Source organism: Peptoclostridium sp., assembly GCF_009881055.1.
In the GTDB taxonomy this organism is placed as follows: domain Bacteria; phylum Bacillota; class Clostridia; order Peptostreptococcales; family Peptostreptococcaceae; genus Peptoclostridium_A.
The window spans coordinates 12,853-27,399 of the sequence record NZ_WXFG01000026.1; the positions used below are offsets into that span (position 1 = coordinate 12,853).

15 protein-coding genes are annotated in these 14,547 nt (G+C 47.3%); all 15 read left to right on the top strand.

Annotation, left to right across the window (positions count from 1 at the left end):
- The first annotated feature begins 25 nt into the window (after positions 1 to 25).
- The 15 genes from GT589_RS06965 (at position 26) to hpf (ending at position 14,498) form a co-directional block, all read left to right on the top strand.
- Positions 26 to 1,126: an iron-containing alcohol dehydrogenase family protein gene (locus tag GT589_RS06965; RefSeq protein ID WP_293397969.1), complete on the top strand. Its 1,101-nt coding sequence runs from the start codon at positions 26 to 28 to the stop codon at positions 1,124 to 1,126.
- A gap of 190 nt (positions 1,127 to 1,316) precedes the next feature.
- Positions 1,317 to 1,679, top strand: a complete 363-nt coding sequence (locus GT589_RS06970) for a flagellar protein FlaG (protein ID WP_293397970.1) — start codon at positions 1,317 to 1,319, stop codon at positions 1,677 to 1,679.
- 21 nt (positions 1,680 to 1,700) lie between these two features.
- A complete protein-coding gene (fliD, locus tag GT589_RS06975; protein ID WP_293397971.1) occupies positions 1,701 to 3,353 on the top strand; it encodes a flagellar filament capping protein FliD in 1,653 nt (550 codons plus the stop codon).
- A gap of 45 nt (positions 3,354 to 3,398) precedes the next feature.
- Entirely contained in the window at positions 3,399 to 3,782 is a 384-nt protein-coding gene (fliS, locus tag GT589_RS06980; RefSeq protein WP_293397972.1) for a flagellar export chaperone FliS, read from the top strand.
- A 4-nt stretch (positions 3,783 to 3,786) separates the two neighbouring features.
- Entirely contained in the window at positions 3,787 to 4,278 is a 492-nt protein-coding gene (gene flgN, locus GT589_RS06985; protein ID WP_293397973.1) for a flagellar export chaperone FlgN, read from the top strand.
- Between the two features lie 962 nt (positions 4,279 to 5,240).
- Positions 5,241 to 5,567, top strand: coding sequence for a hypothetical protein (locus GT589_RS06990; RefSeq protein ID WP_293397974.1), 327 nt, complete (start codon positions 5,241 to 5,243; stop codon positions 5,565 to 5,567).
- Positions 5,568 to 6,605 (top strand): V-type ATPase subunit, encoded by a 1,038-nt coding sequence (locus GT589_RS06995; RefSeq protein ID WP_293397975.1) that lies wholly within the window; start codon positions 5,568 to 5,570, stop codon positions 6,603 to 6,605.
- 14 nt (positions 6,606 to 6,619) lie between these two features.
- Positions 6,620 to 8,581 carry a V-type ATP synthase subunit I gene (locus GT589_RS07000; protein WP_293397976.1) on the top strand — a complete coding sequence of 654 codons (1,962 nt, stop codon included), beginning with the start codon at positions 6,620 to 6,622 and terminating at the stop codon, positions 8,579 to 8,581.
- A 39-nt stretch (positions 8,582 to 8,620) separates the two neighbouring features.
- Positions 8,621 to 9,046: an ATP synthase subunit C gene (locus GT589_RS07005; protein WP_293397977.1), complete on the top strand. Its 426-nt coding sequence runs from the start codon at positions 8,621 to 8,623 to the stop codon at positions 9,044 to 9,046.
- Positions 9,047 to 9,067: 21 nt separating this feature from the next.
- A complete protein-coding gene (locus tag GT589_RS07010; RefSeq protein ID WP_293397978.1) occupies positions 9,068 to 9,376 on the top strand; it encodes a V-type ATP synthase subunit F in 309 nt (102 codons plus the stop codon).
- Positions 9,377 to 9,386: 10 nt separating this feature from the next.
- On the top strand, positions 9,387 to 10,046 hold the full coding sequence (locus GT589_RS07015) for a V-type ATP synthase subunit E (protein WP_293398030.1): 660 nt from the start codon (positions 9,387 to 9,389) through the stop codon (positions 10,044 to 10,046).
- Positions 10,047 to 10,086: 40 nt separating this feature from the next.
- Positions 10,087 to 11,868, top strand: coding sequence for a V-type ATP synthase subunit A (locus tag GT589_RS07020; protein ID WP_293398031.1), 1,782 nt, complete (start codon positions 10,087 to 10,089; stop codon positions 11,866 to 11,868).
- Between the two features lie 16 nt (positions 11,869 to 11,884).
- On the top strand, positions 11,885 to 13,270 hold the full coding sequence (locus GT589_RS07025; protein ID WP_293397979.1) for a V-type ATP synthase subunit B: 1,386 nt from the start codon (positions 11,885 to 11,887) through the stop codon (positions 13,268 to 13,270).
- 6 nt (positions 13,271 to 13,276) lie between these two features.
- Entirely contained in the window at positions 13,277 to 13,888 is a 612-nt protein-coding gene (locus GT589_RS07030) for a V-type ATP synthase subunit D (protein WP_293397980.1), read from the top strand.
- A gap of 76 nt (positions 13,889 to 13,964) precedes the next feature.
- The gene (gene hpf, locus GT589_RS07035) at positions 13,965 to 14,498 is read left to right on the top strand and encodes a ribosome hibernation-promoting factor, HPF/YfiA family (RefSeq protein WP_293397981.1); all 534 of its coding nucleotides are present in this window, start codon (positions 13,965 to 13,967) and stop codon (positions 14,496 to 14,498) included.
- The last annotated feature ends 49 nt before the right edge of the window (positions 14,499 to 14,547 follow it).

Here is a 14,547-nt window from a genome sequence, read left to right on the forward strand (position 1 = left end):
ATTTATTTTTAAGGAGCTGAGTGATTTGAAGACGTGGAACATAAAAACTCCCAGGCTTGTCTACAGTGGACTGGGCTCGGTTTCAAAGCTAAAGGATATAATGGAGGCTAATTCGGCTAAAAGCGCATTTGTAGTGCTTGACAGAGGGCTCGAAGGAACTTGTTTTGAGACAAAGCTCAAGCTAGCCTTGGAAGGATATGAAACGACTTGCTGGGACGGTTTTTCAACAAATCCGAGCGTTATCCAGTGTGAGGATGGCGTAGAATGCTTCAGAAGAAACAAAGGGGACATAGTTATAGCGGCCGGAGGAGGAAGCGCAATAGATGCTGCAAAATACATCCTCATGAACAGTGGTTTTCAGACTTTCGTGGCAATACCAACTACATGTGGAACCGGCGCGGAATGCAGCCCATTTGCGATAATAAAGGAAACTGAGCCTTTGAGGAAAGCGGCAATATCACATGAGAGGTTCATACCAGAATACGTAATACTAGATCCGCAGTCGCTGGTGTCGCTGAGCAGGGAGATGATAGCTGCTACTGCAATGGACACGCTGGCTCACGGAATAGAGGTGCACATATCAAAAAATGCAGATTCCCTTGTCAGGATAAGCACAAGGGGGAGTCTTGATACCATTTTCAGACACATGGAAAGAGCCGTGTTCGACAGGGATATGGAATCTCTTGAAGCGCTTCAGAATGTGGCGTTTACGGCAAGACTACTTTATCCAAGGACGGGGCTTTCAATAGCACATAGTCTGGCCCACCCTCTTGGAGCAATCACGGACTGGCACCACGGCATTATAATAGCTCTCTTGCTGCCCCAGACGCTGATTTTCAACAAAGGGTACTGCCAGGAGTTTCTTGGAGAGATAAATGGAATATTATCGCTAAATGACGGGCGCAAAACCGATATAATAGAGTGGATAGAAGACATTGCCCATAGATCGGAGATGTTCAAGCATCTAAATGCATCAGGATATCCATTAGAAGAGCTGGCAATAGACAGGATAGCAAAGGAAGCAATGAAAAGCAGTAACATTGCATCAAACCCGAGGGAGATAAGCTCATCCGAGGAATTGAAAGAAGTTCTAGTTGAATCTCTAAAGAAGATAAAAGTTAGGTGATGGCTCTTGTGGCAGGCAGTTTAGGTCGCAGGAGCTTTTTAAAATATGGAGAATTTTGCTAAGGGATTATTTCGATTTTGAACACTATAGGTGGACTGGTTGAAAATTTCAGGTATCGGCTCTAAACTTTTCATGTCATTTGCCGATAAAACTCCTTAGAGGAAACAATATATAAGGACGGTGGATACATATGAAGATTGAAAGCTCTGTAGTAAGCACCAACACGCTGTCTCAAAGAAGCGAGATATCGCATTCAGAAAAGATGTCGTCCGAAAAGGCAGATATGGTAAAGCAGGCTCTAGGCAAGGAAGATCAGGCGTCATTTCCGGGAGAAAGAAAGCTCATAGAGGCCATAGAAAAGGCTAATCCCGAACTTGCCGGACAGAACACAAGCATAAGATTTTCAGTGCATGAGAAGACAAAACAGATAATGATAAAGATAATGGATAATTCGACAGACGAGGTCATAAAAGAAATCCCTTCGGAAAAGATACTCGACATGGTGGCCGACATGATGGAAAAGGCAGGTCTTTTCGTAGACAAGAGGGGCTAGAATTAATATAGGGGTGATAAAATGTCGACAATAAGGTTCGGCGGTATGGCATCGGGGCTTGACACGGAGAGCATGGTTAAGGAGCTAATGAAGGCCGAAAGGGCCAAGGTTGACAAGCTCCAGCAGAGCAAGCAGACAAAGACATGGGTGCAGGAAGCCTACAACGATATGAACAAGAGCTTCGCCAACTTCATACTGGATTCGAAAAAGGCGCTCGGCATCACAAGGACAAGCTCCACAGGCTCCACGTTTTCAACATCCTACAGCAGCTTCACATGGGTGAAAAGCGCATCGTCCTCAAATGAAAGCACATTTACAGCGACAGCTACCACTTCTGCGGTATCGGGAACTCATAGCATTAAAGTAGAGAAGCTTGCAGAGGGAGTCAACAAGGCAAGTATTAAGGATATCGCTGCCAGGAATGTCGAATTGGGAGGCGCTCTTACCGATGTCACTTCGACTACCAAGCTTTCAGAGCTTGGAGCAGGTGGTTCGGTAAACATAAAGACCACATCAGGAGAAGTGAATATTTCTATTACAGCTGATAAAACAATAGCTGACATAGTAAATGAAATCAATTCAGGGAATTTAGGCATAAAAGCAACGTTCGACGATACATCCAACAGGTTTTTTATTTCCACAACATCAATGGGGAGCAACGCCAAGATAAACATTACCGAGACAATAGATTCAGGTAAAAAAAGAGTTTTCGCTGAATCAGCAGAGGGCGCAGAAGATAGCATATTCGCAACTGATTTAGCAGCCGGAGTTGATATTACCGGCCAGGACGCTGAAATAGAATTTGACGGGGCGGCGGGAATAAAATATTCCTCAAACCAGTTTACAATAAACGGCATTACGATAGACCTCAAAGCGGCTCAGCCGGGAGTCACAAACACCATAAAGGTCGACACAAACACAGACGGCATAGTCGAGAAGGTCAAAGCCTTCGTTGACTCGTACAACACACTCATAGACAGCGTAAACACAAAGCTCGGCGAAAAAAAGTACAGGGACTACCAGCCGCTCACTGACGAGCAGAAGGAAGCCATGGACGAGGACACAATAAAGCTTTGGGAGGAGAAGGCCAAGTCAGGGCTTCTGAGAAACGACTCGACCCTGCAGAGGACTCTGGAAACCATAAGATCAAGCCTCTACGAAAAAGTCGAAGGTGTCTCGGGCTCGTTTTCTTCAATGTTTGAGATAGGCATAACTACAGGTTCCTACACAGACAAGGGCAAGCTGGAGATAGACGAGACAAAGCTCAGGGAAAAGATAATGCAGGATCCTGAAGGTGTGATGGAGCTGCTCTTCAAGACCTCAAGCTCGACTGATGAGGATACCAAAAAGGCAGAAACAGGAATAATCAACAGAATATACGACAACATGGTTGAGGGCATGAAGGACGTAATAGACAAGGCCGGAGCGGGCGACAACGCCAGCCTCTACAGGAAAGTCCAGTCCAACATAATGATAGAATTCGTAGTGAAGGGCTCAAAGAGCCTGATAGATGAAGACCTTCTCAGCATAGCCAAAAGGATAGACACAGAAAACGACAGGCTATCGGACGTAGAGGACAGATACTGGAAGCGATTCACCGCACTTGAAAAGGCAATGCAGCAGATGAACTCACAAAGCAGCTGGCTGTCACAGCAGCTTGGGGGAGGACAATAACGGTGCCAGGCACGAACTAATGAACATATAAGGGGTGTTAACTGTATGGCAATGACAAATCCATATGCGAAATATCAGGAGCAGTCGGTATTCACCGCAACTCCGGAAGAACTGACACTTATGCTCTATGACGGCTGCATAAAATTCATAAACAGAGCAGCAATAGGCATAGAAGACAAGAACATAGAAATGACAAACACAAACATAATAAAAGCTCAAAACATAGTAAGAGAGCTCAATATAACACTCAACATGGACTACGAGGTTTCAAAGGGCCTAAGGCCGCTTTACGACTACATGCATACAAGGCTCATAGACGCAAACATAAAAAAAGACTCACAGGCGCTGGAAGAAGTAAAAGAACTCATAACAGACATGAGAGATACGTGGAAAGAAGCCATAAAACTCGCCAGAATGAACTCGAGGTAATAATATGAGAATAGAAAGCATAATAGGAAGACTAATAGAGCTGCTCGACAAAAAAGCAGTGCTCATGGAAATGCTCTACTGGATGACACTAGAGCAAAAAAGCTTCCTGAAAACCGAAAGCATAGACTCATTCATGAACGAGATGAAAAAAAGGCAGCTCGCCATGGACGAAATAGACCAGATAGACTCGGAATTCTACAGACTATACATAGAAGTCAAGGAAATGATGGGCATAGCCTCACTCGAGCATGCGGACACAAAAAAATATCCGCAGCTTGCATCGCTCCACCAAAAAGTCCAGGCTGTTATGGAAATAACACAGAAAATACAGGAACTAGACGAGCAGAACAAAAGCGAAGTCAGCGAAAAATTCGAGCAGGTCAAAGAAGACATGAAAAAACTCCAGGCTCAAAAAAGCGCAGCCAGCAAAATATCAAAGGGTTACGCCTCTAAATACAACCACGCCCAGGGAGTATTCATAGACAATAAAAAATAAGAACAGCGAGCACATAAAAATGTGAAAGCGACGCCAACCGGCATCTCTTTCGCATTTTTTATTGCACAGAATCATACAGGAGAGCTTGATTTATTTGAGTTTTCTAATTGTCGAGTGAATCCAAGTGAAACAGGGGGCCTCTAAATTCATATGGGTTTGAAAGATTTCATAGTTAGGTAAGAGAGACATCTATATTTCGAATAATGCTGCGGAGAAAATCCAAGAGGAATAGGAGAGCCTTATTTTTTTGGTTTTGTTGGATTTCTAGACGAAGAGAATTGCAGAATTGAAGGAATTTCGAACTGTTTGAGCGAAGCGAGTTTTCGAAATTCCCAATGATGCAAATCGAGGAGTCGCTAGAAATCCTAAAAACAAAACATAAGGGCGTATATTCCATTGGATTCAGCTCCGCAATTTCAATTTTTGCAAGTTACAAGATTTAAGAAATCCCAAAACCATATAGGAAGTGCGACTGTTTCACAGGATTCACATTCACCGCACTAGAATTCCCATCCCCACACCTTCACGACTCTTTTCCTGCAACATTCAGATAAAAACCATAATTCGACACAAAAATCCTGTCAAGACCCAAAAATCTCTTAACACGTTCCTAACAAAACTGCCCACAGCCGGATAGTTGAAATATGAGTTATGCACAGAACTATCCACATTATCCACAAAAATTAATCCACGGAATCCAGGAAACGTATTTTTGCAATACAATGACGGAAGGGCACGTTTGGCGCCAGAAGTGAGGAAAATGAAGCATTTTATTCATACAAAAACAGCATGAATTTATAAGTCGATTTGTTCTCATTTTTAATTTTTGGTTGAATTTTTGCATGTGGATAACTTGGTTATAAACTCGAGAACCAGCTGTCGATTTCTATCAAGTTTACATCCGCCTGCCGGGGGTAACAATATTCAATAAGTGAAAACATTGCATGTTTGGGGGGGTTCGAATGGAGGACATAGAGATACTAAGACGGATACTCGACATAGATTCTCTAAGCAGGGCACTGGATGAAAAGACAAGAAAGCTTGCGGAGGATAATGACGCAGACATCAAAAAAGAGCTGGTGACCATGGAAACGCAAATGATTGAAGCGGCAAGGCAGGAAGGAAGGGCAAGCATGCAGTTCCTGATAGACGAAGGAAATAAGGAAGCCGAGAAGATAAAAAGCCGCTATGAGAGCAGGCTGACGGAGCTGGACGAGAAGTTTCAAAAGAGAAAAGACGGCATGGAAAACAAGCTTTTCTTCGAGATATTTCTAAAAGGGGATGTTTAGATGTCGAGCGTTCAAAAATATGCGGCTGTAAACGCGAAGGTCCGGGCGCTCAAAGCGAGGCTGCTAAGGGACGAGGACTATAAAAATATGCTGGCAATGGGAAATGAGGTCGAGATAGTAAGGTATCTCAAGGAAAAGACCGCATACAACCATGTGCTAAAGGACATAGACCCGGACAACTACAACAGGCAGGACTTCGAGTTTTGCCTCAGGAAGGCCATACTCGACGACTATGAAAAGATAATCCACTTCCTTACAGGAGAGAGCAAGCAGGTGCTCAAGGTGCTCACGATGGTCAGATACGAGGTGGAGGACCTCAAGCTAATACTAAGGTCGATAAGCCGCGGCGAGGATCCGGGAGAGATAACAAATCGCTTTCTCCGCAAGGAGAGTTTCACGGGCGTAAACAGGGAAGAGCTTGTAAAGGCCAGGACCATAGAGGATTTCGTGGAGCGGCTAAAGGGCACAATATATTATAGGCCGCTCAAGACGCTTACGCAGGAGGACATGGAAAAGAGGCAGTTCCATATGGAGATGAACATAGACAACGCCTATTTTGAGCTCCTCTTCAAGCACATAGAAAAGCTCGATCCGGAGGATAGGGAGCTCATGCTAATGCAGGTGGGCACTAACGTAGACCTTCAGAACATTCACTTCATATACAGGGCACTTACATTCTACAAGCTCACGGGCGTCGAGATATTCAACTACGCTTTGCCATTTGGATATTACCTCAAGGGTAAGACGCTCAAAAGGATATGCTTTAGTGGGACCCCCGAGAATTTCATGGCTGAAATGAGAAGCACCAGTTACTGGTCGCTGCTCGAGAGGGGCGTAAGTGACATATTCATGGAAAGGGCGATGTCACAGGCGCTCTACGACAACTACCAGACAGTCGGAAGTATGAACATAACCCAGATAATAGAGTACTACCACAGGATAGAGTTCGAGATGAGGGATATAATTTCTATCACGGAGGCTGTAGGGTACGGCATGGAATATAATGATGCCAGGAAATACCTCATAAGAAGGATATAAGGGGGTGATAGCGAATGGCCGTTGAAAAAATGGAGCTAATGACTGTGGCAGGCCCCAGGGAGAGTATTGAAGAGGTGCTAAGGAGTGTAGTGCTCCTTGAGAAAGTCCACATAGAAAGCTCGATCAAAAAGGCAGGCGAGGGGAGTCTGACGCTGTGCATGCTTGAAGAGGCCGAGGGTGAAATGGAATGCGACATAATGCCGTATGCCGAGTTCGAGGATTTTGGCGAGCTGGAAAAGAAGATGGCCATAATCAAGGGCTATTTCGGGATTGAATTCCATGCGGACAAAAATCTGATAACGAGCGAATGCTCCTACAAAAAATGTAGCCAGGAGCTCGAATGGCTCTACTCGAAAATAGAGCCCATTCACAATGAGATTGTCGACAAAGAAGCCCGTCTTGCTGCGCTGAGGGAATTCAAGGACAGCCTGAGGTATATAAGTTCAATAGACGTCACAATCGAAGAACTGGAACAGATGAAATACTTCAGCTTCAGGATAGGTACACTTTCGAAGGACAAGAGACTTAAGCTCAAGGAAAGCTACGACAGCATAACAGCCGCCATATTCCACATAGGCTCGAGTGAGAAGGAGGAGGTATATCTGGCCGTGTACCCGCGGGAGATAGAGGAGGATACGGACAAGGTCTTGAAGTCGCTCAATTTCCACGACATACGGATTCCGCAGGAGATAACCGGAAACCCGGGTCAGGCAATAGCGGTCATAGATGAGACTGTGGGAAATCTGGAAGCTGAGACGGGGAATCTCAAGTCGGAGCTCGAGGGATTCAAGGAGGAATACGAAGACGATCTTATAAAGGCATATAACATGCTGCTTGTCCAAAAGCAGATTGAAAGGATAAAGCGCAAGATGGCTTTTACCGACAACTTCTTCTTCCTGACGGGATGGGTTCCAAGAAGGGACAAGGCGCAGGTGCTCGAGAGCATTGAAAAGGCGGACGAGAGGGCCGTAGTGGTTTGGAGCAAGGACAAGAGCGCACAGGCGATTACGCGGCCGCCCACGAAGCTGCGGAACAACTGGCTCATAAAGCCATTTGAAAACCTGGTCAAGATGTACGGGGTGCCGTCTTATGACGAGCTCGATCCGACAACGTTCCTGGGCATAACATACATGCTGCTTTTCGGGGCGATGTTCGGAGACGTGGGGCAGGGCGCCGTGCTGTTTTTCACAGGGCTCTACCTTGCGCTGAAGGTCGAGAAGTTCAAGGCATACGGTGCCATACTCACAAGGATTGGAGCGAGCTCGGCCGTGTTCGGGCTGCTCTACGGCAGCGTGTTCGGATTCGAGGAAGTTTTGCCGGCATTGTTTGTGAGGCCAATCGAAAACATAAACTTCGTGCTCGCCTCATCCGTGGTTTTAGGGGTGGTACTTCTTACAATTAGCTTTGGGTACAACATAGTTAATGCCATAAAGCAAAGGAATATAAAGGATGGTTTGTTTGGAAGGAACGGCGTTGCGGGTCTCATATTCTACATTGTGCTGCTCATAATGATATACCAGGTGTTTGCAAGCGCATACATCTTGAATGTGACGGTCGGTGCAGCGCTGGCGGTGGTACTCATAGCGCTGATGGTGCTACGGGAGCCTCTTTCCAACATAATAATGAAAAAAAGGCCTCTCTACCACGAGAATCCATCGCAGTACTACATTGAAAGCGGCTTTGACATATTCGAGACTCTCATGAGCATGGCGAGCAACACCATATCGTTTATAAGGGTCGGGGCTTTTGCGCTCAACCACGCTGGGCTCTTTATGGCATTTCTTACGATGGCGAAACTGATGGGTAATCCGACAGGAAGCGCCATTATTATAATAATAGGGAACATAGTGATAATAGCGCTTGAAGGGCTAATAGTATTCATTCAGGGACTAAGGCTCGAATACTACGAGCTTTTCAGCAAGTATTTCAAGGGCGAGGGCAGGGAGTTTGACCCAGTTAAGATGAGCGCCGAATAGGCCGTAAATAAGCCATATAAAAAATTGGAGGGATAACATATGAAGGCTATTCTTATAATCAACTGCATGATAGTGTTTGCAACCATAGCAAGCGGAGTATACCTGGAACTTAGCAAATCAAACAGACTTGGCAAGCGGGCCAGCCTTATGCTCAAAGCCAGCATAGGGGCGTGTTCTGCTTTCATGCTCACTGCCGTTGGTATGATGGTTCCTGACATCGCATTTGCTGCAACAACAGGAGCTGCAACTAGCGCATCGGGTCTGGGATTCATAGCCGCCGCGCTCTGCACGGGCCTTGCCACAATAGGCGCTGGCTACGCTGTGGGTGCAGTCGGCTCTTCGGCGCTTGGAGCCGTATCTGAGGACCAGAGCATACTTGGAAAAACGCTAATATTCGTAGGCCTTGCCGAGGGAATTGCAATATACGGGCTCATAATATCAATACTTATACTAGGAAGGATATAGCACTTAGTTTGGAGGGACTGTATGAGATCATTCATTATAAGCGACGATAGCGACACCCTTCTGGCGATGCGGATTGCCGGCATAGACGGCGTCATGGCCAGGGAGCGCTCCGAGATATTAAAGGCTGTGGACATGGCAGTGGCCGACGAAGGGATAGGAATACTTATAATCACAGAGACGGCGTCGAAGAAGATTTCGGAGAGTATAAGCGCCGTGAAGCTCAGCGCAAAGCATCCGCTCATAGTCGAAATACCTTCGCGCAAGGGCAGCATAAAGCCGCCCGACTATATAACTAGCTATATAAGGGACTCTATAGGCATAAAGATATAGCATTGGGGTGATGAGCATGGTAACATTCGAGGACAAGCTCGAACTTTTCAAGAGCATGGTATACGACAAGGTCAAGGAAGAATCGGACGCCCGCATGGAGAAGATGAATGCAGAAAAGGAAAGGATACTTTCTCAAAACAAGGAAAGGCTTCAAGGCGAGGCTGAGAAGATAATAGAGGACATGATTGAAAGGGGCAACCTAAAAAAACAGGAGATAATATCCCAGGAGACTATGGAAGGCAGAAGGAGGGTATTGCTCAAGCTGAGCGGCTTTGTAGACACGCTAATGCAGCGCCTTTACGCAAGAGGTGCCGAATTTGCAAAGGGTGAAGGCTACAGGGAATTCTTCCTCAATAAGCTGGAGAAGGCTTTTGCATGCATAGCGGCCAAGGAATGCGCCGGCAGGACGCTCATGCTAGAGCTCACTGCAAAGGACAGGGAGATGTTCGAGGCGGACATAAGGAGACTGTTCGAAAGAAGAGGCTGCGAGAACAGCGGCATCGAATTCCTCGAGCTCGCAGAAGAGCACATAGGGGGGTTTGTGCTCACAGACAAGGACGGGACATTCAGGATTAACAGCTCCTTGTCTGAAATGATAGACGAAAACAGAGAAAAAGTCGGACGCATGGTGTTTGAATACCTTGAAGAGAATGGTGATGATTATGAATAACAACGGTGAAAATAGATCAGAAGAAATGCAGGATATGGACATGGATATTCATGATGTCCAGTCGGCGATTGTTGCCATGGTAAACGGGCCTGTCGTAAGAGCCGAAGGCGTAAAGGGTTTCAAGGTCAGAGAGATGGTTATGGTGGGAGGCAAGAAGCTCCTAGGTGAGGTCATATCAATAGAGTCGGACAATGCCACAATACAGGTTTACGAAGAGACAGAGGGGCTCAAGGCGGGCGAGGACGTGGTGCCCACAGGCAAGGCGCTATCGCTAAAGCTAGGACCCGGCATAATAGGCAACATATTCGACGGCATACAACGGCCTCTCATAAAGATTGAACAGATATCGGGCAATTTCATATCCGAAGGCATTGGGCTGATATCCATAGATCCAGACGCGCTCTGGCAGGTGGAAATCAAGGTGAGCGAGGGCGATGAACTCGCTCCCGGCAGCGTGTACGCAACAATACAAGAGACCAGCCTCATAGAGCACAGGCTCATGGTGCCTCCGGAGGTTACGGGCCGGGTGGTAAAGGCGGCCGATAACGGGAAATACAGCCTCGAGGATGAGATAGTGGTTCTAGAGGACAGTCAAGGCGAAAAACGCAGCCTCAGACTTTATCAGGAATGGGCCGTGAGGGAGCCCAGACCCACTCAGCAGAGGATGTCTATAGAGCAGCCGCTTATCACAGGCCAGAGAGTGCTAGATGTGTTCTTCCCGCTGGGCAAGGGCGGAACTGCAGCGCTGCCGGGGGGCTTTGGCACAGGAAAGACCATGACACAGCACCAGCTAGCCAAGTGGTCTGATGCGGACATAATAGTCTACATAGGCTGCGGCGAGCGCGGCAACGAGATGACAGAGGTGCTAGAGGACTTTCCGAAGCTAATGGACCCCAAAAGCGGCAGGCCGCTCATGGAAAGGACTGTGCTCATAGCCAACACGTCAAACATGCCTGTTGCGGCCAGGGAGGCGAGCATATACACGGGTATCACGATGGCCGAATACTACAGGGATATGGGATACCACGTGGCCATAATGGCCGACTCGACATCGAGATGGGCCGAGGCCCTGAGGGAGATATCAGGAAGGCTCGAGGAAATGCCCGCCGAGGAAGGATATCCCGCATATTTGCCTTCGAGGCTGGCGCAGTTTTATGAGAGGGCGGGGTATGTAAAGACGCTCTCTGGCAGCGAGGGCTCGGTCACTGTAATCGGAGCTGTTTCTCCTCCCGGGGGAGATTTTTCAGAGCCCGTAACTGAAAACACAAAGAGGTTTGTAAACGCATTCCTTGCGCTTGACCGGACCCTGGCATACGCAAGGCACTATCCGGCCATAAACTACCTGAGCAGCTACAGCGGCTACATCAAGATGCTGTCGAACTGGTTCAAGGACAACGTGGCGGAGGACATTATGAGCCTTAGGGCCAAGATGCTCGAACTGCTGCACGAGGAGAAAAAGCTCATGGAGATAGTCGAGCTTGTCGGCGAAGATGTGCTTCCGGACTCTCAAAGGCTTGTCATAGAGATTTCAAGAATAATAAAAAACGGCTTCCTGCAGCAAAACGCCATGCACAAGGAGGACACCTACGTGCCGCTCCAGAAGCAGTATCTCATGCTAAAGACTATAAACCTGCTCTACGAAAAGGCAAGCAAGGCCGTCAAGGAGGGCATACCTATATCCAAGGCGAAGGATGACATGCTTTTTGCGCAGGTAGTCAAGATGAAATACAACATACCTAACGACAACCTCGAAGGCTTTGAAAAGCTAAGGGACGACATCGAAAGCTACTACGAGGAGCTCTACAGGAAATACGAGGAGTAGGAGGGATACTAATACCATGAAAAAGGAATACCTGATGCTGGATAAGATAGAAGGCCCTCTTATAGTGCTCTCGGGCATCCGGGGAGTCGCCTACGGAGAGATAATAGACATAACAATAGACGGCCAGAAAAAAAGAAGCGGGAAGGTTGTAAAGGTCGACAAGGAAGTTGTCATAGCCCAGGTTTTCGAAGGCACCTCCGGCATGTCGACAAGTAACGCCAGAGTGTATTTCACGGGCAAGCCTCTTGAGATAGCGCTCTCCGAGGATGTGCTCGGAAGGGTGTTCGACGGCGTGGGACGCCCCATAGACGGCGGGCCGCAGATATTCAGCAAGGAAAAGCACAACGTCAACGGCAACCCCATAAACCCGGTCTCGCGTGAATACCCAAGGGACTTCATACAGACGGGCATATCAGCAATAGACTGCCTTGCGACTCTCATAAGGGGGCAAAAGCTCCCGATATTCTCGGGCAACGGTCTTTCCCACAATGAGCTTGCGGCCCAGATAGTGAAGCAGGCCAATGTGGGCGCCAAGGGCAGCGAGAGCTTTGCCGTGATATTTGCCGCAATGGGAGTAAAGCATGACGATGCAGATTTTTTCAGGAAGACATTCGAGCAGTCCGGTGCGCTAGAGAGGGTTGTAATGTTTATTAACCTCGCTGACGACCCAGTGGTCGAGAGGCTCTCGCTCCCAAGGTGCGCGCTTACAGCAGCTGAATATTTGGCGTTTGAAAAGGACATGCACATACTCGTAATACTAACGGACATGACAAGCTACTGCGAGGCCCTAAGGGAGATATCGTCGGCAAGGGAAGAGGTCCCATCCAGAAAGGGATATCCCGGCTATCTCTACAGCGACCTTGCAATGCTCTATGAAAGGGCGGGCATGATAAAGGGCAAGAACGGCTCCATAACGCTCCTGCCCATACTGACGATGCCAAGCGACGATATAACGCATCCTGTGCCCGACCTTACAGGCTACATCACTGAGGGGCAGGTCGTACTCTCAAGGGATCTGTTCCAGAAGAACATATACCCGCCGATAAACGTGCTGCCATCGCTTTCAAGGCTGATGAAGGACGGCATAGGAGAGGGCTTTACAAGGGAGGACCATGACGAGATAGCAAACCAGCTTTTCTCGCTCTATTCGAGGGTTCAGGACGTAAGGGCTCTGTCCCAGATAATAGGCGAGGAGGAGCTCTCGGAGCTTGACCGGAAATACATGGATTTTGGAAGAAGGTTCGAAGAGGTGTTCCTTGCCCAGGACTTCAACGAGAACAGGGAGATTGGCCAGACGCTCGATATGGGATGGAAAATGGTGGACATACTGCCTGTGGAGGAGCTCGACAGGCTTCAGCCTGAAACCATCAAAAAATATCTGCCGTCACAAAAGCAGGGGTGATGATGCATGAACGGACAGACAGCCGCAACCAAAGCAAATCTCATGAGGCTAAGAAGCTCCCTTGAGTTTTCGCAGAAGGCCTTCGAGCTTCTGGACAAGAAAAGGAACGTGCTCATACGCGAAATGATGACACTCGTTGACAGGTCAAAGGAGATACAAGCGGAGATAGCAATAGTCTTTTCGGACGCATACAAGGCGCTCGAGATGGTCAACGTGTCCTTCGGCACGGAGTACGTGGAGGAGCTGGCCCTCTCCATACAAAAGGACGAAGACTACGAAATACTCATGAAGAGCGTAATGGGAGTAGAGATTCCAAGCGTGAAATTCGAAAAGCATCCGGTTACCCCAAACTACGGCTTTTTCAGGACCAACCCGGCCTTCGACATAGCAATAAGAAACTTCAGACAGGTCAGGTATCTCATTTACGAGCTGGCAGAGGTTGAAAACTCGGTATACAGGCTGGCTGTAGAGATAAAAAAGACACAGCGCAGGGCCAATGCGCTAGAGAACGTCCAGATTCCAAGGTACAAGGCTCAGGCCAAGTATATACAGGAGGTGCTCGAGGAGAAGGACCGTGAGGATTTCTTCAGGCTGAAAAGGATAAAGGGCAAAAAATAAAAGTGTGATTTAAAAAGCACGGTGCTGGGTAACTATTTAATAGGCAACATGAAAGCCACAGAAGGGGGATGTAATTATGAAAGTAACAGTAAGCGGAAAAAACATACAAATAACGGATGCACTACAAAGCTCAGTAGAGACGAAGCTAAGCAAGCTTGAGAAGTATTTCAACAAGGAGATAGAGGCTACGGCAACGCTTAGCACCCAGAAGAACCTTCAGAAGATAGAAGTTACAATTCCGGTGGACGGTTCAATACTTAGAGGCGAAGAGGTTCAGGAAAACCTTTATGTAGCTATAGACCTTGTGGTTGACAAGCTGGCAAGACAGCTCAGAAAGTACAAGGAAAAGCTTCAAACCAAGGAACACAAGACAATAAGATTTGAAAACATAGAGCCTTACGTTGTTGAGGAAGGCGAGGAAGCAAAGGCTGAGTCCAAGATAGTAAGAAGAAAGAGGATAGGTCTCAAACCTATGATGGAGGAAGAGGCAGTGCTTCAAATGGAGCTCTCCGGACAGGACTTCTACGTGTTCATAAATGCAGAGACTGACGAGACTAACGTAGTTTACAAGCGTAAGGCTGGAAACTACGGAATAATAGAACCAGAATAGGAAATTTCAATTAACAAAAGCCATTAGAAAGTACTCCCTTTGGAGAAGC

Excerpts from the sequence above, each read along its gene's own strand:
- GT589_RS07000 (WP_293397976.1), top strand. The coding sequence starts at position 6,620 with ATGGCCGTTGAAAAAATGGAGCTAATGACTGTGGCAGGCCCCAGGGAG.
- GT589_RS07020 (WP_293398031.1), top strand. The coding sequence starts at position 10,087 with ATGGATATTCATGATGTCCAGTCGGCGATTGTTGCCATGGTAAACGGG.
- fliD (WP_293397971.1), top strand. The coding sequence starts at position 1,701 with ATGTCGACAATAAGGTTCGGCGGTATGGCATCGGGGCTTGACACGGAG.
- GT589_RS06990 (WP_293397974.1), top strand. The coding sequence starts at position 5,241 with ATGGAGGACATAGAGATACTAAGACGGATACTCGACATAGATTCTCTA.
- GT589_RS07025 (WP_293397979.1), top strand. The coding sequence starts at position 11,885 with ATGAAAAAGGAATACCTGATGCTGGATAAGATAGAAGGCCCTCTTATA.
- GT589_RS07015 (WP_293398030.1), top strand. The coding sequence starts at position 9,387 with ATGAGCATGGTAACATTCGAGGACAAGCTCGAACTTTTCAAGAGCATG.
- GT589_RS07010 (WP_293397978.1), top strand. The coding sequence starts at position 9,068 with ATGAGATCATTCATTATAAGCGACGATAGCGACACCCTTCTGGCGATG.
- fliS (WP_293397972.1), top strand. The coding sequence starts at position 3,399 with ATGGCAATGACAAATCCATATGCGAAATATCAGGAGCAGTCGGTATTC.
- GT589_RS06970 (WP_293397970.1), top strand. The coding sequence starts at position 1,317 with ATGAAGATTGAAAGCTCTGTAGTAAGCACCAACACGCTGTCTCAAAGA.
- hpf (WP_293397981.1), top strand. The coding sequence starts at position 13,965 with ATGAAAGTAACAGTAAGCGGAAAAAACATACAAATAACGGATGCACTA.
- GT589_RS07005 (WP_293397977.1), top strand. The coding sequence starts at position 8,621 with ATGAAGGCTATTCTTATAATCAACTGCATGATAGTGTTTGCAACCATA.
- flgN (WP_293397973.1), top strand. The coding sequence starts at position 3,787 with ATGAGAATAGAAAGCATAATAGGAAGACTAATAGAGCTGCTCGACAAA.
- GT589_RS06995 (WP_293397975.1), top strand. The coding sequence starts at position 5,568 with ATGTCGAGCGTTCAAAAATATGCGGCTGTAAACGCGAAGGTCCGGGCG.
- GT589_RS07030 (WP_293397980.1), top strand. The coding sequence starts at position 13,277 with ATGAACGGACAGACAGCCGCAACCAAAGCAAATCTCATGAGGCTAAGA.